The organism is Candidatus Zixiibacteriota bacterium (genome assembly GCA_034003725.1).
GTDB lineage: Bacteria > Zixibacteria > MSB-5A5 > GN15 > FEB-12 > WJMS01.
Map to the genome: position 1 here is coordinate 651,041 of JAVEYB010000001.1, position 16,217 is coordinate 667,257.

General features: G+C 58.9%; 13 protein-coding genes and 1 pseudogene. 6 read left to right on the top strand and 8 right to left on the bottom strand.

The genetic code is table 11. The annotated features are described in order from the left end of the window. The first annotated feature begins 298 nt into the window (after positions 1 to 298). The 4 genes from RBT76_02755 (at position 299) to RBT76_02770 (ending at position 4,548) form a co-directional block, all read left to right on the top strand. Positions 299 to 808: a hypothetical protein gene (locus RBT76_02755; protein MDX9856690.1), complete on the top strand. Its 510-nt coding sequence runs from the start codon at positions 299 to 301 to the stop codon at positions 806 to 808. A 105-nt stretch (positions 809 to 913) separates the two neighbouring features. Next, on the top strand, positions 914 to 1,582 hold the full coding sequence (locus RBT76_02760) for a plastocyanin/azurin family copper-binding protein (protein MDX9856691.1): 669 nt from the start codon (positions 914 to 916) through the stop codon (positions 1,580 to 1,582). A 9-nt stretch (positions 1,583 to 1,591) separates the two neighbouring features. After that, on the top strand, positions 1,592 to 3,397 hold the full coding sequence (locus tag RBT76_02765; protein ID MDX9856692.1) for a HAMP domain-containing sensor histidine kinase: 1,806 nt from the start codon (positions 1,592 to 1,594) through the stop codon (positions 3,395 to 3,397). After that, on the top strand, positions 3,394 to 4,548 hold the full coding sequence (locus RBT76_02770) for a hypothetical protein (protein ID MDX9856693.1): 1,155 nt from the start codon (positions 3,394 to 3,396) through the stop codon (positions 4,546 to 4,548). Before RBT76_02765 ends, RBT76_02770 begins: the two co-directional genes overlap by 4 nt. A 128-nt stretch (positions 4,549 to 4,676) precedes the next feature. Here RBT76_02770 and RBT76_02775 read toward each other — a convergent pair whose 3' ends face one another. The 4 genes from RBT76_02775 to RBT76_02790 form a co-directional block, all read right to left on the bottom strand. Further along, positions 4,677 to 4,853, bottom strand: a complete 177-nt coding sequence (locus tag RBT76_02775; protein MDX9856694.1) for a hypothetical protein — start codon at positions 4,851 to 4,853, stop codon at positions 4,677 to 4,679. 51 nt (positions 4,854 to 4,904) lie between these two features. Continuing rightward, positions 4,905 to 5,492, bottom strand: coding sequence for a TlpA disulfide reductase family protein (locus RBT76_02780; protein ID MDX9856695.1), 588 nt, complete (start codon positions 5,490 to 5,492; stop codon positions 4,905 to 4,907). 244 nt (positions 5,493 to 5,736) lie between these two features. Then, positions 5,737 to 8,022 (bottom strand): protein kinase, encoded by a 2,286-nt coding sequence (locus RBT76_02785; protein ID MDX9856696.1) that lies wholly within the window; start codon positions 8,020 to 8,022, stop codon positions 5,737 to 5,739. Between the two features lie 139 nt (positions 8,023 to 8,161). Further along, on the bottom strand, positions 8,162 to 9,112 hold the full coding sequence (locus RBT76_02790; GenBank protein ID MDX9856697.1) for an NmrA/HSCARG family protein: 951 nt from the start codon (positions 9,110 to 9,112) through the stop codon (positions 8,162 to 8,164). Positions 9,113 to 9,459: 347 nt separating this feature from the next. Here RBT76_02790 and RBT76_02795 point away from each other — a divergent pair, with 347 nt between their 5' ends. Next, positions 9,460 to 11,016, top strand: coding sequence for a sodium-dependent transporter (locus RBT76_02795; GenBank protein ID MDX9856698.1), 1,557 nt, complete (start codon positions 9,460 to 9,462; stop codon positions 11,014 to 11,016). A gap of 138 nt (positions 11,017 to 11,154) precedes the next feature. Here the strand turns inward: RBT76_02795 and RBT76_02800 are convergent, their stop codons facing one another. From RBT76_02800 to RBT76_02810, 3 genes are all read right to left on the bottom strand, one after another. Next, positions 11,155 to 11,697: a DUF1697 domain-containing protein gene (locus RBT76_02800; GenBank protein ID MDX9856699.1), complete on the bottom strand. Its 543-nt coding sequence runs from the start codon at positions 11,695 to 11,697 to the stop codon at positions 11,155 to 11,157. Between the two features lie 92 nt (positions 11,698 to 11,789). Beyond that, on the bottom strand, positions 11,790 to 12,770 hold the full coding sequence (locus tag RBT76_02805) for a radical SAM protein (GenBank protein ID MDX9856700.1): 981 nt from the start codon (positions 12,768 to 12,770) through the stop codon (positions 11,790 to 11,792). Positions 12,771 to 12,828: 58 nt separating this feature from the next. Continuing rightward, a complete protein-coding gene (locus tag RBT76_02810; GenBank protein ID MDX9856701.1) occupies positions 12,829 to 14,874 on the bottom strand; it encodes a hypothetical protein in 2,046 nt (681 codons plus the stop codon). Positions 14,875 to 15,318: 444 nt separating this feature from the next. Here RBT76_02810 and RBT76_02815 point away from each other — a divergent pair, with 444 nt between their 5' ends. Then, positions 15,319 to 15,825 (top strand): DinB family protein, encoded by a 507-nt coding sequence (locus tag RBT76_02815; protein ID MDX9856702.1) that lies wholly within the window; start codon positions 15,319 to 15,321, stop codon positions 15,823 to 15,825. Positions 15,826 to 15,920: 95 nt separating this feature from the next. Here RBT76_02815 and RBT76_02820 read toward each other — a convergent pair. Beyond that, positions 15,921 to 16,138, bottom strand: a pseudogene (locus tag RBT76_02820) (DUF4242 domain-containing protein). Positions 16,139 to 16,217: the final 79 nt, after the last annotated feature.

Genomic DNA, 16,217 nt, shown 5'->3' on the forward strand with positions numbered 1-16,217 from the left:
GCAGACGCCAAGTCGTGGATGCTGTTATCCATTCCAAAGTACCGCGCCTCTGCGGCAAGGTCAACGACATTGAGGTACCTGAAGAAGGCTTCAATCGAGGGGCCGTTCCAGTGGGTAAGTGATATTCACATGAGGCTGTGCTACCTAGCCGAGACGCTAGCCCGTCTGTTCCACGATACGTGTAACCGCCTATGTCATATCACGATACGAACGATGATCAGGACGCACCGGGGTTGGCACTGTTCATGCCACACAGGTGGCCTAAGGCCAATGCACCTGATATCGAAAGGAGTGCATGATGAAAGCGGTCGCCCTGACCGTGGTGGCTCTGATTCTGGGCGTCTCGGTTTCGGCGGATTCTCTGCCGCGCCCAACCGGGAGTTGCTATGAGTGGATCATGAAGGATGCTCCCCGAGACGCAAGACTAACGGTAACCATGCGTGACAGTAGTTCGGTTCAGGGAGTGCATCCCATGTTTGATCTTTCCTCGAAGGTCATAAGGCTTCAACCGACATCGGTGACCGGAGTTGCTCCGTCTGTTGTGCTTCCGCTCGACAGCATCAGCCGGATCACTTACCGGAAACCGAGTGAAGCTCGCAAGGAGGTCACGATTATGGGGGTGGTGATCGGCGCCGTGGGTGGAGCGATTATTGGAGCGTCAGCGGCTCCTGAGAACCGGGACCTGCTGAACATGGAGCCGGTCCAGTACGGTTTCAGCGGGGCAGTCATCGGGGGTCTATTCGGCGGTATTTTGGGGTCGGCGGTGGGACGCGGGTTGACGACGGAAGTGTCGGTGTCCTGCAGTTAGGACATCCGCGGGGCGAATGAAATACGACCGGTAGTGGGACCGGGCCACCGGAGTGGCGGCTCAACTTTCCTGCCATAAACCCGATATTATGGATAGGGTTAGGCGATGAAAACACTCCATTACCTGATGATCGGTCTTGCAATCGGGGGCGGGTTCGGCGAGTTCGCAGTCGCCCGGGCGGCCACTGTGGTCGGGCGGATAATCCGGTCGGCGGTGGTCGAGTCGGGCGACCGGCCGGTTGAACGGTATCGCGGGCGGGTATCGGGCGGCGATCCGGCGGCGATTGCCGATTGCCGATGCGACCCGGGGCATTATGCGGTGGTGTATCTCACCGGCGACAGTCTGCCGCCAGTGCGTCCGGTGGCGGGCGGCCGCATGACCCAGAAGGACATGATGTTTCAGCCGTCCGTGATGGCAGTGACGGTCGGGTCGACCGTGGAGTTTCCCAACCTGGATCCGTTTTACCACAACGTGTTTTCCTACTCGACCACGCGGAAGTTTGACCTGGGTCGGTACGCGCAGGGGAAGTCCAAGTCGGTGACGTTTGACAAACCGGGACTGGTCAAAATCTTCTGCGAGATACACTATTCGATGCGCGCCTATCTGCACGTATTGACCACGCCCTACTTCGCGGTTTCCTCCGAAAGCGGCGAGTTTCGGATTACGGGGGTGACTCCGGGAGACTATCGCCTTCACGTGTGGCAGGAGAATCAACCCGAACGCGAGCTTACTCTCAGCGTCACCACCGACACGGTAACAGTCGAGATCGATTGAGGAGTTGCGGTGCGCAATCGACTGACCCTGACGCGGCGATATCTGCTTTTGATTGCAGCCGTTATGACTGCGTTCATTACCGCGACACTGATGATCACGACTGCCGTAATGAAATCCGGCATGGTTCGATTGTTCGAACAGCAGATTGTCCGGGCGCGCACGGTCCTGGCGCAGTACGAATCTACGCATTTCCTTTCGCGCGCGCAGGAAATGGATGCTGTTTTGAGTTCGCCGAGGTTTCTGGCAGCAATAGAGACGGGCGATTCGTCGACGATCACCAATGAGGCCCCCGTGTACCAGGAGATTCTCGGGGCCGATGTACTGCTGCTTGCAGACGAGGCGGGACGAATCACTTACATGTCGGGCACGTCAGGTGCCAACGGAAGTTCGCTGCTTCGGCTGGCGTTGATAGACGCGCGCAATTCTCCGCCACTCCGGTTCGTTTCGCTGGACGACACGGTCTTTGAGTTTTCTGTTCGGCGCGTGTATGCGCAGACCGGGATTTCGATCGGCTGGATCATGGCGGGCAAGGAGTATTCATTCGCCATGTCGCGGGATCTGAAGCGACTGACCGGTCTCGACGTGGTGGTGCTGCGGGACACCGCGGTGCTCGGATATACTGACGCCGAGTTAGTTCGTGATATGCGAACGCAGCCGTCGCTGCTCCGTCGCCTTGCATCGTCGGAGCCCGGCGGCCGGGAGCGGGTTGGCGGACGTGAAATCATGTATTCATGCGTCGCTGGTTCGTGGTCGGATGCCGTGATCGCGTTTGTCGGCTCACCGGACGAGCATGTCGGCCCCATACGCTCTCGGATCATGCTCTACCTTGTGCTTTTGGCGCTTGGCGGCGGTGCAGTCTCCATGGGGATCATCTACCTGTTGACGGATCGGTACATCGGTCGGCAGGTGAACCATCTCGTCCGAGCGGCCGAACAGATAGCCTCGGGCGACCTGGAACGCACGATCGAGCCGAAGTCATCGGATGAGCTGGGGTATCTCGCCGGTGAGATGGAGAGGATGCGTTCACGAATCGTGGAAGATATGGCATCGCTGGAACGGGCGCACCAGGAGCGGGTGAAATCGGAGAAGATGGCAGCTCTCGGTCAAATGGCCGCCGGCATCATACACGATTTCAAGAACCCGATCGGGGTGATACGGGGTACGGTGGAGTTGATCCAGATACGGGGAGCAGACAGCGTCACGCGCGGCCGGTACTGTGCGACAATCAACGACCAGATAGACCGCATGCTCACTCTGGCCCAGGACGTCCTGACGTACAGCACGGGAGATACGACACTGGCGATTCGCGAAGTGAATCTCGAAGAGTATTTCGAGTCGTTGCGGCGATTCCATTTCGACGCATTCCAGGCGGCGGGAATTCGTTTGACCATCGAAGGGGACGGCGAGGCGCGGGTGGGTATCGACCCTGCCCGGTTCCGGCGCGTGCTGGACAACCTGCTCAACAACGCCCGTGACGCGTTGAAACCGGGCCAGGCGGCTGCTGTCCGCTGGAGGGTAACCGGGGACGAGTTCATAATTGTCGTCACTGACAACGGCCCCGGGATCAGCGAAGAGATTCGCGACCGCCTGTTTGAACCGTTTGTCACGAGCGGCAAACAGGGTGGGACGGGGCTGGGGCTCGCGATCGCCCGCAAAATCGTTGAAGAACATGGCGGCAGAATCGAGGTCATGAGCGCTGAATCGTCCGGGGCGCAGTTCACGATTGTGATGCCGCGTATCGATCCGACAGCACCGAGGTTGTCACTCGATGCAGCCGCCCTCGCCCCATCGCTGCGCGCAAGGAGCACGGTATGAGACTTTTCAGTCTGGTCTTCGGTTGCCTGATGATCGGTATCACCGCGATGGCGGACGTTCAGTTGTCCGGATTAATCGATGTGGTTGCCAAAAACAGCGCCGAAGACGATATTACCAACGTCACGTTCAAGGGCTTCTCGACGTTTCATTCTCTGCGCACCCGGACCTTTATCGACGCCGCCGTCAACGAAGACGTGACCGTATTCACGCAATTCATTACGGACAACAACACGTTTGCCGTCTACGCGGCCTATGCGCGTTTCAGCAGACTGGCAGGCGGCTACCTCAATGCGAATGCCGGTTTTATTCCGACGACCGTAGGCTCATTCGTATCGCGGTCCTACAGCGACAAGAACCCGCTTATCGGACGGCCTTTGATGTATAACCATCACTCGGCGTTTGTGCCGGGGCGAAATGACTCAATCAGGTCGGTTGACGATCTTCTCGACACACGCCAAAACCGGAGCCGCTACGGCTTGCCCGTCATCTACGATGCCTGCTGGAACACAGGGGTTGAGTTTTACGGCTCGGTCGGTCAGTTCGATTACTCACTGGGTTTCTTGTCCGGATCGGTCGGCTATCCAACGATCGAACAGCGCAAGAATATCCCGCAGGTGACGACGCACCTGGTCTGGTATGCCGGTCCGGCGTTCTCTGTCGGGGGTTCGGTGTTTGTCGGGCCGTATCTGTTTGAGGGCGGATTCGCGGACCAGTTGCCGGGCGTTGAATACGATGCTTCCGGTGAGGCGCCCGCCGAAGCATATGATGATTATCTCAATGTCGGTTTCGCCGGCGAGTTGCACTGGTCGGCAGGCTATGTCGATATCTACTCCGAGGTTGTCCACGCATTCTGGGAACATCCGTATCTGCCCGATCTTGGAATTACGGCGGGCTACATCGAAGGGTCATACAAGCTCGCCGCGGGCTGGTATGTGGCTGCGAGGTACGACCGATGGGAGCCCGGTAAACTCACCGACTCCAACGGCAGCCGGCAATCGTGGGACTACCCGGTGCAGCGCCTGGAGGCGGCGCTCGGGTACCATCCGTATCGCCGCGTCACAACGAAACTGGCCGTACAGATCAACAACTTCATCGGTTCGCAGGAGTTGGACAATGAGCTGGTTGCGCTGCAACTGAGTGTGGGTTTCTAAGAATCTGGAGGCAGCGACACACGGTGCGCACAGGAAGATGGAAGTGACAACGAGACAAGACGAAACGCCGGGCGTCGGCCCGGCGTTTGCGTTGACAATCATCAGTCCGAAACCGATTCAATAGCGGGCTACAACTTCGGGCACGGTCTGCACACTTCCCAGCAGACGATCGGCGGTGTCGTGGTGCACACCATCACCCAGCAGCAGCGGGCGGCTTCGACCTTCGTAGGCGCCGTGATGGTAAATGCGCCGAGGAATACCATCACCAGTGCGAGCGTCAAGACCAGCGCTCTCAACAGCTTCATGCTCATTCACCTCCTTTCGAGCATCGGTTACAGCCCCCTGCAAAGTTGATTTCACTGCACGACCGGACTACCGGTCCGGATGCGTTCGACGGCTCGTATGATCTCGTTCTGTGCGTCCGGTTCGAGCGTGCCCGGCCACGCCTGCAGCACCATTCCATCGGGCGATACCACCACTGTTTGCGGCAGGACGTGCCCGCGGTAAGCGTCGAGCAATCGGCTGTCCGTGACGGCCACAACCGGATAGGGCATCGCATGCGCGTTCGCGAATGTCCGGGCCTCATCGGCGGTGCCTGCGCACAATGCAATAAAACGCAGGTTTTCCGAGGCATACCGGTTGCAGAGACTATTCCAGAAATCAAGATTCCCTTCACATGCGTCGCACGAAGGAGAAAACCACAGGACCACGGTTGTCGGAGATTCGATACTGTAGCGGAGGCTAAACGGCATGCCGTTTACGTCTTCGCCCGACAGTGCGGGAAGTCGCTGGTCAGCGGCCAGGGGTTCAAACATGGCGGTGAGTTCATCCAGCGATGCCTTCAGATCGCGGTTTTCATTGATCAGCAGGGCGATTTCCGCAGCCATCAGGACAATGATGACGGCAAAAACGACTGTCCAAATCGTATTGCGGCTAGAGGCCATGACATGCCTTCGTATTCAGATGTTCCGAGATGATACGTGGCCGGAAACGCCGGCACACAGCGAGAAGTGATTCGAGTATATACGACTCGGCAGTCCTGTCGTCAAGCTGCATTTCGCACGCGAATCAAGTCAGGTCGAGGCGCCAGATCGTTCGGGGTGCGGCGATGAGACAGCCAAGCCGGATTGACAACGGGATGCGGGGCATGGTCATAGTGACCGCGTTGACGGCATTCCAAAGGGGCAATCAGTGCCGTTGAGAGCGGTTATCCCGCGCGACGTGAGGATTCGGCAATCCCAGAACGGCCAGCAGCGGTCCCAGGCGGGGATTCTTCTGCACGCAGTCGTAGTACGGCATGACAGCCATAAGCATCAATTCGGCGTCTCGCCGCCGAAGCGCCTCCTGGAGGCACGCCACCGCCATATCTTCGTGTCCGAGCAGAAGATACAACGCCGCGAGATACGGCTGTGACACATATTCATCGGCTTGACGGGCCAGCAGTTGGTCCAGCGCCAGTCGCGCGTGCGAGAGATCGCCAAGGCGTTCAAAGGCGAGCGCCTGCGTGGTGAGACTCATAGCGCTTGATCCTGACACGGCTCGACTGCGCTCGAACTGGGCCCGACCCTTCTCGACGTGGCCTGTGGAGAAGTAACAGAAACCGGCGAGCGCATGCGTGAAATCGCTGGCCGTTCCGAGAGCCACTGCTTTTTCCAGGAACTCGAGTGCGCGGTCGTACTGCCCGGTGTGGACATGATGCCAGCCGGACATCGTGAGTGATACGACCGACAGAGGATCGCGCTGGAGCGCGGTGTCCAGATGATGAGCGGCTTCTTCGGTGCGTCCGACGAACGACAGCAGTTCGCCGTACCATTGGTGGGCAACGGCATGTCCAGGGCTGAGCTCAAGGGCGCGGAGAAAAGTCTGTTCGGCATCGGCCCATGCCCAGTCGTAGTAGGTCAGAATTCCTCCCAGGGTTGCGTGGGCATCGGCGAGCCGATCATCTAGTTCGAGTGCGCGCTGCGCCGAGGTGCGGGCATACGAGATCGCGTCGCGCGGCGTCATGTAGTCATATGCATACAGCAGGAAGTATGCGTCGGCCAACCCGCACCGCGCGGGGGCATAGGCCGGGGCCAGACGGATACATTGCTGGAGGTAGCTCAGGGCTCTTCGGAGACTGTCAGCGGAACGCAGGTTCATTTCATGGCGCGCCCGGCTGTACAACTGGTAGGCCTCAATCGGTACGTCCTGTGGTCCGCGCTGCGACGACAGTAATCTCTCCAGTTCCAGCTTGAGTTTTTCGACGATAGCGCGAGAGATATCGTCCTGAATGGCGAAGATATCGGACAGTTCCCTGTCGTAGCGCTCCGACCAGAGCTGGTAACCCTCGGCGACTTCGATTAACTGGGCTGTTACTCGCACGCGTTGCCCGGCTTTGCGCACGGAGCCTTCAACCACGTGCGTGACGCCCAGCTTCCGCCCGACGTCCCTGATATCTCCGGTATGGCCGCGAAACGCAAACGCGGAGGTGCGGGCCACGACCCGAAGTCCCGGAACGTGATTGAGGTCGCCGATAATATCTTCGGCGACGCCATCGCAGAAGTACGCCTGATCCGGGTCCGAACTGAGATTGACAAAGGGCAATACTGCGACCGACGGTGATGACGGCTGTCGGCGGGGCGATGGTACTTCGTCGTGCGTACTAGTCAGTGCATCTCGTATCTCGACCGCCGATTGGCTACGCCGGACAGGCTCCTTCTCGAGCATATGGAGAATGAGGGAATCGAGCGACCGGGGGATTTCGACGCGAATGGTCGATGGCGCCGGCGGCGCATCGTGTGCGATCGCGTGCAGCGTGGCGGCTTCGGAATCCCGCGCGAACGGATTCATGCCGGTCAGCAATTGGTAGAAGACGATGCCGAGGGAGAACAGATCGCTGCGATGATCTGCGTCGCGGCCGTACACTTGTTCAGGGGACATGTAACCGATGGTGCCGAGGGTCGACCCGCTTTTCGTGAGCGGCTGGACACCGGCGACCGCCGCGAGTCCAAAGTCGACAATGCGCACGCGGCCGCCGTTGTCGACGAGGATGTTTGACGGTTTGATGTCTCGGTGGACCACTCCCCCGGCGTGGGCGGCCTGCACGGCGTCGCACAACTGGACGGCGAGGTCGAGGAATTCACTGACAGGGAGCTGCCGGTCGGCGGCGTACGCGCCGAGGGAACGGCCGTCGACGTGCTCCATCACGAAGAACGGTCGCCCGTCGTGTTCGGAGACTTCGTGTATAGTCACAATGTTGGGATGTGACAGACGGGCCGCCGCCTGGGCCTCGCGAAGAAAGCGGAGCCGGGACTCGGTGTGGCGGGCGAGCTCGATCGAGAGGAACTTCACCGCGACGTCGCGGTCGAGGCTCGCGTCGCGTGCAAGATAGACCTCGCCCATCCCGCCCGATCCGAGGCGGTGCGCGAGTCGGTACTGACCGATTTCGGCACCGGCCGCGAGCGCCCTAAAGGATCTGGTATCGTCATCGTTCATGGATGAGCCGCTCGTTCAGGAATTCCGGCATGCACGCTGCAAATATAGACTTTTGCAATCCACGCTGCAACGGAAATGAAGCCAGAAGGATCATCCCGATCGGCGGCTTGTCGGACCACGCGATACATCACCGCCTTGTTCAGGAGATGGGAATGCGTTCCTTGTGGTGTTGCAGCCAGGCGTCAAACGTTTGCAGGTCGGGGTTCAGTTCGCGACTGCGATTGACATCGCGCGGGGCCCTGTACTCGCGTTCAAAGTCCCGCTTGAACTGGAACATATTGCCGATGTCTTCGGCGCCGGGAAAGCCGAAGCTGCGGTACACGGCAGGTTCGACCTCGTTATAGCGCACGTCGCGACCGAGCGCGCGCGCCAGCGCGTTCGCCATCTCTTCGCCACTGAGGTGTTCGCCGGCGACGCCGACTGTCTTCCCGATAACGGGCTGTCCTGCCTTGAAAATGCCGTATGCGCACTTGCCGATATCTTCGGCCGCTATCCCCGGCAGTTTGCTGCGGCCCATCGGGAGCGTGAAGGTGAGCGTGCCGGACTGATCGGGTTTGGGCCCCATCCCGAAGTGTATCAGGTTGTCCCAGTAAAAGGAGGTCAAGAGCAGTGTGGTGGGAACGCCGGACTCAATGAAGTAGCGGTCAGCTTCGCCCTTGGCGTCAAGGTGCGGAACCTTGTACCGTTCCATGAGGGTAGGCATGCGGTTGTCATCGAGCGGCACCCAGCGCCGGGTATCCTCGAGCGTGGACCAGATCACGTGTTTGAGGCCGGCGGCGCGGGCGGCTTCGGCCATCGTTTTCGCGTGCAATTTCTCTTTCTCCGGGGAAAGGTGGTCCCAGAAAAACGTGACACAGAAGGCCCCGTAGGCGCCGGTGAAAGCTTTTTCGATTGAGGCAGGGTTGTCGATATCGGCGGCCACAACCTGAGCGCCCATTGCCGAGAGCCCGCGGGCGTTGTCCGATTCCGGATTGCGGGTGATGGCACGGGCGGTGAATTCGCCGTGGGGGTCGGCGAGGATGGCGCGCACGAGGCCGCCGCCCTGCGCCCCGGTGGCCCCGATAACGGCAATGACTTTCTTCTCAGCCACAGAAGTTCTCCTTACGTACCGATTAAACGGTTGTTTCCGGTTCTCAGGATCTGAGCGGGTGGACCGCCCGCGGGATATCTCCCAGAAACAGGACTTAGTGGATGAGAGTTCCAGAACCGGGAAAGCGGGAACGCCGGCGTCGGCGGGTGCACCTTTTTGACCTGGCTCCGAAAATTCATGTGGCGCAGGGCCCGCCGGATTCGGAAATTACCTGCGATCAACCGGCAGGCGAAAGCTTTGAAGCCGACGCGACGGCTCATCGGCGGCCGGGATCTGACCACGACAGAAAACATTCCCTCAGCAGAGTTGATGCTCGCACAAGATACGCATGCGGACGTGGAGGTAGTATGCAGCATCGGGAACGATGGGCCACCAAAATCGGTCTGATTTTGGCGATGGCCGGCAACGCCGTAGGTCTGGGCAATTTTCTGCGATTTCCGGTTCAAGCCGCTCAAAACGGCGGCGGCGCTTTTATGATCCCCTACTTTGTGGCCCTGCTTCTGCTCGGTATCCCGCTCATGTGGGTGGAGTGGGGTATGGGCCGATACGGCGGGAGATTCGGTCACGGCAGCACACCCGGGATGTTTCATGTGATGTGGAAGCATCCGTTGGCCAAATACCTTGGCGCACTGGGGCTATTCCTGTCGCTGGCAACCATGATATTCTACGTTTACGTCGAGTCATGGGCCCTGGGATTCAGCTTCTTCTCTCTTGCGGGCACGTACTTCGATCAGGAATCGCTAACGGGCATGCGGCATTTTCTGTCCAGCTACCAGGGAAATGGGGATGGGTACTTCACAAGCATTCTCCCCGCATACGGTTTTCTGTTGTTGACGCTTGGTATCAACTTCTACGTGTTGTACCGGGGGGTATCCAAGGGTATCGAGCGGCTGGCGTTGATCGCCATGCCGGCGCTGATCTTGTTCGCGATCATTCTTGTGATCCGGGTGATATGGGTGGGTACACCGGACCCTGTCAATCATCCCGATTGGACTGTCGAGAGCGGGTTTGCGTTTATATGGAATCCCAACCTGTCGCAGTTGTCGTCACCGAAGGTGTGGCTGGCGGCCGCCGGGCAGATCTTCTTTACGCTGAGTCTCGGATCGGGACTGATTCAGACCTATGCCAGTTATGTCCGCGAGAACGAAGATATTGCGCTGGGCGGACTTGCCACGGCATCGATCAACGAAGGAGTCGAAGTGGTTCTCGGGGCCAGTATTGCGATACCGATTGCCGCCGCCTTTTTCGGGTTAGCGACTACGCAGGAGATCGCCGCTCGTGGCTCGTATGATCTGGGATTTGTTTCGATGCCGATCATATTCTCGATGATCCCGATGGGGCAGGTGTTCGGGTTTTTGTGGTTTCTGCTTTTGTTCTTCGCGGGAATCACGTCGTCAGTGGCCATGTCACAGCCGTTGATTGCGTTTCTGAAGGAGGAGTTCGACCTGACGCACAAAAAGGCGGTGGGCGCGCTGGCGCTGATGACACTGATTCCCATTCAATTCGTGGTGTTTATGTTCAGCGGCGGCTTCCTTGATGAGATGGATTACTGGGTTGGGACATTCGGACTGGTGGTGTTCGCGCTTTTTGAAGTAATCGTCTTCGCGTGGTTGTTCGGAATCGAAGAAGGCTGGAACGAGATCACCCGAGGGGCCGAGGTGACTGTACCCCGGATGTTTCGACTTGTCATCAAGTACATAACGCCCCTGTACCTGCTTTTCATCATGGTGAACTGGATCGTTCTGGAAGCGGTCCCGACACTGCTGATGCAGGGCGTACCGGGTGAGCACCTGCCGGTCCGCTGGTTCGCACGCGGGGTCATGCTGCTGCTGTTCATTATCATCTGCTATATGGTTTACCGGGCATGGAAACGCCGTGCGAATCGAGAGGAGGTCGCATCATGACGATGACAACCGGCGGCTGGGTTTTCATGATTGTCGCCTGGGCGGCGATTCTGTGGCTGATCGGTCACTGCCTGATAAAAGTGCTGACCAAGAAGAAACCCGGATAGCAGGCGACAAACAGACGATCGGCGAGTGGTGTTATTTCGAGGCGAGGTCGTGCAGCGTGCACACGGTTCTCCAGTTCCTGACGGTGGCGGTCACCTTCAGCGTGCGTTCGAAATAGGCGGTGGACAATTTGGTGCGGGCAACGCCGTTGGGCAGATACAGGTAGATTTCGCTCCCGCGGATTGCAAAGCGTTCCGGTGCGAACCGATCGCCGTCGAGCGCTTTCTGCCGGGCCGCTTCGGGGACAGCCGTAAGAAAAGCCACGTGGAGGAATCGTGTTTGGTCTGGTCCGATCGCAGCGAACGGATTGTGCGCAATGGTCGCAGCTAATTCGGCGGCAGTGCGAACAGTCACCGCAACCGTCAGTCCCTCCTCGTTACTAATCGCTTTCTCGATTGTTCGGGCAATCGAGGCAGTCCGGCGCCGCGTGCATCGGAATACCACATTGCCGCTCTGGATATACGTAGTCACGTCGGTGAATCCGAGCGATTCGTGCAGAGACCTGAGCCGGGCCATCGAAATACGATTATGCCCGAGCAAGTTGACGGCGCGAAGAAGCGATATGTAAACGGGCACTGCGTCTCCTCCTTGTCAGCCCTGCAGGCGATCGCATATACGTGACGAACAGCACACTCGGCCAGGAACCGACCCCGAGCCGGCTGGGGGGGTTATCGCTCGAACGGGTGATCGTATGTAAAGTCCGGCCGGTAGTGATCCGGACTGTCAAGTTCCTGAACCCAGCCGCGGTAGAAGCCCAGCCGATCGAACTCGGCGAGGACCTCGTTGTATTCTTCGACCGTCACAGTCCGCCCCAGACGTTTGTGATGAGCGACCGGCGGTGTGGGGTGGTACTGCGACATGAGCGATACGTGCACGGTCGGCGACAGTTCGGTGGCGATCCACCGGAGGACTTGTTTGCTGTTCTCGATCCGTCCCGGCAGCACGAGGTGGCGGATGATCATCCCCGATGTAATGCAGCCGTTTTCATCGAGTCGAATACTGCTGCCTTTCTGGAAAAACATTTCCTTAATGGCGGCGCAAGCGATCCGCGGATAATCGGGCGTGTCGGAGTAGGCGCGGCCAAGCGGTTCATCGAGATACTTCAAGTCGGGCAGCCAGACATCGATCACACCGTCGAATGACTTGATCGTCTCGACCTTGTCGTAGGAACTCGTGTTAAACACAAACACCGGCGAACGACCACGCGCTTTGAGCGCGTTCACTATGACGCGCACCTGCGGGACGAAATGTGACGGGGAAACGAATCCCACAGCGTGGGAGCCGCGATCAAGAATGGACTCGATCCGGCGTATGATATCGGGCAGGGATACCCACTCGTGTTCGATACTTCCCTGCCGGCGGCTGATCTGGTAATTCTGACAGTAGACGCATTGCATATTGCAGCGGCTGAAGAAAATGTTGCAGATTCCATGTGTCCCCGAAAGGACGGGCTCCTCGCCGCGATGGGCGCATATGGAGCCGATGTCGAAACCTGTTCCGCTCTGGCAGAAGCCGAGACGGCCGGCAAACCGATCAGCGTGGCAGTTGCGTGGACAGCAGGTGCAATCCCGAAGTTGCTCCAGAGGGGCCATAAGAGCCGCCATGTCAAGCGGCTGTCCGGAGGCTGGATCGTGCAGCAGATCACTCATGCCGGAAACATAACAAAATGGGGTGCAAAAGACAAGAGGTGGACCGTTCTGAGCGGTCCTATCCCCCGGATACGATTTGCTGCAGCCGTTGAAGGTTGATGGGTTCGGGCGGGTCGAGGCGGTTGGCCCGGTCGAGGTACTGCTCCGCGTATTGCAGCAGAGAAACGTTGCTACTTACCCGATACAGGCGCACGGCCATCATCGCACAGCCATACTGCACGTCGTAATTGTCGGGGTAGCGCTCGCTCAACTGCGCGATTGCGCTGAGTGTCCCCGGCAGATTCCTCGACAGATAGTACACATTGACCTCAAACTGCTGCAGCAGGAGATTATCCGGGTAGCGCGCCAGCAGCCGGTCAATCAACGCTCGAGCGGATACGCTGTTCCCGACGTAAAACGCGTCAATCATACTATCGAGAGTGGTGTGGGAATCCCCTGCCGGGGAAAGGCGTCGGAACTGGATAGCCGAGCCGCGCACGGTTTTGTTGAAGACATTCGGGCCGCTGTCATTGACGGCAGTGTGCTCTCTGAGCCAGTTCCAGCGCGAGGGAGCGATTGCGACGTGCGTAACGCCGTTTTTCTGAAACACGTAACGGTCAGGAGGGCGCGGCCCAAGGAATTCGAGGATTCCCCGGAGCCGATTGTCGATGGTGAGAGCGGGGGCATTGGGTCCGGCAAGAACGGCTGACTCCGGCAGCAACTGAGCCAGATCCCGGCTGAGGTCACACATCTCGTAGCGAAGTGTTCCGAGTCCCCTCGCCACATAGCAAGCGCTTTGGATCACGATCACCACAGCCACAAGAGCCGCGACAATTCGAGAGAACCGCGAGGGGTGACCGACAGGGGGGCGCTTCCCGACGTACCACAGCACGGCCGACAAAGCGGATGCGGCCGCGACAATCAGTAACCAGAAACGTCCAAACAGGAGACGACCGCTGCCGACGTCACTGAACTGGCCGACGATCACGGCGATCAGCGACACACCGATGATCCAGACAAGTAACCAGCGCCATCGAGCCGCTCGGTCAATCGGCGGGCTCTCTCCGGCGATCACCCGGCCGAGAGTCGTGGCCGCGAGCCAGCACACGGGGAGCAGGACAAAGATCATATGCCGTGCCGGTCGCCATTCGGGGAGCGACAGAATGACGGTCGCAACGATAATCCAGGTGATATTATAGGCCGTGATACCGTTGTCTTCCTTCAGACGGCGCAGTGGAGACAGTGCTGTTGCGATACCGCCCAGCATTGCAGCCGCAATCAACGCCGACTGGAATCGGACAATCGTCGGGTTTGCCCAGTAACTAACGAGGCTGGTGAAAAGCCCGGCGAGCGACGTGCTGCCATCGGACGCCACCGTGGCGCGCACTTCGTCGAGGTAATCCATAAGTCCTGCGGGTGACCCGCCCCAGAAGACGATGACGTAGACAACCAGGCCAATGGCGGAGCCTGAGACAACTCTGGCCAGGGCGGCGGGGCTCCAGCCCGGCCCGCGAGTGATAATTGCGACGATTACCGGCGCAAGAAGCATAGCGCCAAGCAGCTTGCCGGTGAGTGCGGTGAGTGCAATCACCAATCCCGTGAGCAGCTGACCCCATCCTCGGTCTCCAGAGCGAAAGAAGACGAGACTGAGCAGGCCCGCATAAAACAACAGGCCGCTTTCCATAAGTGGGTATCTGCTGTAATAAAACAAAAAGACGTTCGAGCTCAGCAGCAGAACAAGCAGGCCACGACCGCCGCGAGTGAGCGAACTCCAGAAGGCGGCTGCGAACAGGGCCATACCCGTCAAACTGAGGATCAGGCTCGTCACGTGAGCCGTGATTCTCGATACCCCCGCGACCGAGAAGACGAGATACGCGACAACCGAGACGATGGAGTGGCCGAATATTGCATAGCGGTCGTAGTTGAGCGGGTCCCAGTCGCCGAAGAGGACGGCATTGCGGGCGAACCAGGTGTAGTAGTACGGATCGGTAACCAGTGCATGACCGAGTCGCTGGAACATGGCCGGCGGGTCGGCGTCAAGTCCAACAAAACGGGCAATGACGAAGAGCGCAGACAAAGACAGTGCCGACCACGTCCACGATCGTGCGGTGCTATCGTTTGTCATGATATCGATGCCTCTCAATAACGGCCGCCGCACTCGCCCTGCAATCGGATTCTGTACGTCCCATTGTGATTTGCCGGATCGCGTGATAACATAACCGCTGGTAACGGCGCGAGCAAGGTCAAGGGTGAGATGGATTGTCACGGGAGAGGCAGGCGGTCCAGAGCGACTCCGACCAAGCTTCGAACTTCGTTTCGCCGGTCCAGTATGCTTCTGAAAGACAATACCTTAGTGCAAAAACCGGACAGGAGAATATCAAGTGCCGGAGCGAACCGCGGAAAGTGATGGACGAGACATGGCGTTTCGGTATCTTTGACACATCGCGATTGTGGAATGTGCCCGCTTTGCAGTGGGTATCGGAAGAGTCGATTGTGCGGGTTGGCATCCCGGCTCCACAGTGACTGACTTCTGATTGGATTGAAAAAACATTACGACTGGGAGTCCCCGATGGCTTTGCGCGATGTGTTTCTTGCAGAGTTTGATCATGAGATGGCCAATACCAGAAAAACGCTCGAACGCGTTCCAGAGAACAAGTTCGGATGGCGACCGCACGTGAAGTCGCTCACGATGCAAGACCTTGCCAGCCACGTGGCAAATCTTCCCTCCTGGACGCCCCTGACACTTCAACAGGATTCGTTTGACGTCGCTCAGGGAGGCAACCCGGTTAGAGCCCCTCGCGCGCAATCCGCTGACCAGCTGGTGAAGATATTCGACGAAAACGTAGAGGCCGCCCGGAAGGCGATTTCGGCTACGAGCGACGAAGAGTTTCAGAAGCCGTGGTCCCTGCTGAGTAGCGGCCACGTGTATTTTACCATGCCGCGCGCGGCCGTGCTCCGGTCGTTCGTCTTCAATCACCTGATCCATCACCGGGCGCAGCTCACGGTCTATCTCAGGATGAACGATGTGGCTGTCCCGGCGCTCTATGGTCCGTCGGCGGACGAGCAGAACATGTAGAAGTTGTCTCCCCGGTTGAAGGGGGCGGCGGAAGGCCGCTGACCAGGCCCCTTTCCGTCTATCGGTACGATGGTATCGGCCGGTGAGCTCCACCGCTATTCCGCGGAAGTGGGATCGATGATAGAGCGAACCCGGCATATACGGTTGGCCGGATAACCGACTGGGGTCGCGTGCTTGCGCAGCAGATCCTCATTCGGCGCAATGTACACGCAGTAAATTTTGTCGTCGGTGACGTAGCTGTGCACCCGCTGCGTGCTTTTGCCGAGAGGCTTCCCACTCCGGGCATTTCCCGTTCAATGACATACTTCGGCATCGCGATATCTTTCCGCTGTCCTGCCGAAGACAGGACAGAGATGGCGCCTCGGGGCACGGCGAGAAAGGGCCGGCGATGT

What these genes read in the sequence shown, in the direction of transcription:
- RBT76_02755 (MDX9856690.1), top strand. Translation starts at nt 299, where the DNA reads ATGAAAGCGGTCGCCCTGACCGTGGTGGCTCTGATTCTGGGCGTCTCG.
- RBT76_02760 (MDX9856691.1), top strand. Translation starts at nt 914, where the DNA reads ATGAAAACACTCCATTACCTGATGATCGGTCTTGCAATCGGGGGCGGG.
- RBT76_02770 (MDX9856693.1), top strand. Translation starts at nt 3,394, where the DNA reads ATGAGACTTTTCAGTCTGGTCTTCGGTTGCCTGATGATCGGTATCACC.
- RBT76_02775 (MDX9856694.1), bottom strand. Translation starts at nt 4,853, where the DNA reads ATGAAGCTGTTGAGAGCGCTGGTCTTGACGCTCGCACTGGTGATGGTA.
- RBT76_02780 (MDX9856695.1), bottom strand. Translation starts at nt 5,492, where the DNA reads ATGGCCTCTAGCCGCAATACGATTTGGACAGTCGTTTTTGCCGTCATC.
- RBT76_02785 (MDX9856696.1), bottom strand. Translation starts at nt 8,022, where the DNA reads ATGAACGATGACGATACCAGATCCTTTAGGGCGCTCGCGGCCGGTGCC.
- RBT76_02795 (MDX9856698.1), top strand. Translation starts at nt 9,460, where the DNA reads ATGCAGCATCGGGAACGATGGGCCACCAAAATCGGTCTGATTTTGGCG.
- RBT76_02805 (MDX9856700.1), bottom strand. Translation starts at nt 12,770, where the DNA reads ATGAGTGATCTGCTGCACGATCCAGCCTCCGGACAGCCGCTTGACATG.
- RBT76_02810 (MDX9856701.1), bottom strand. Translation starts at nt 14,874, where the DNA reads ATGACAAACGATAGCACCGCACGATCGTGGACGTGGTCGGCACTGTCT.
- RBT76_02815 (MDX9856702.1), top strand. Translation starts at nt 15,319, where the DNA reads ATGGCTTTGCGCGATGTGTTTCTTGCAGAGTTTGATCATGAGATGGCC.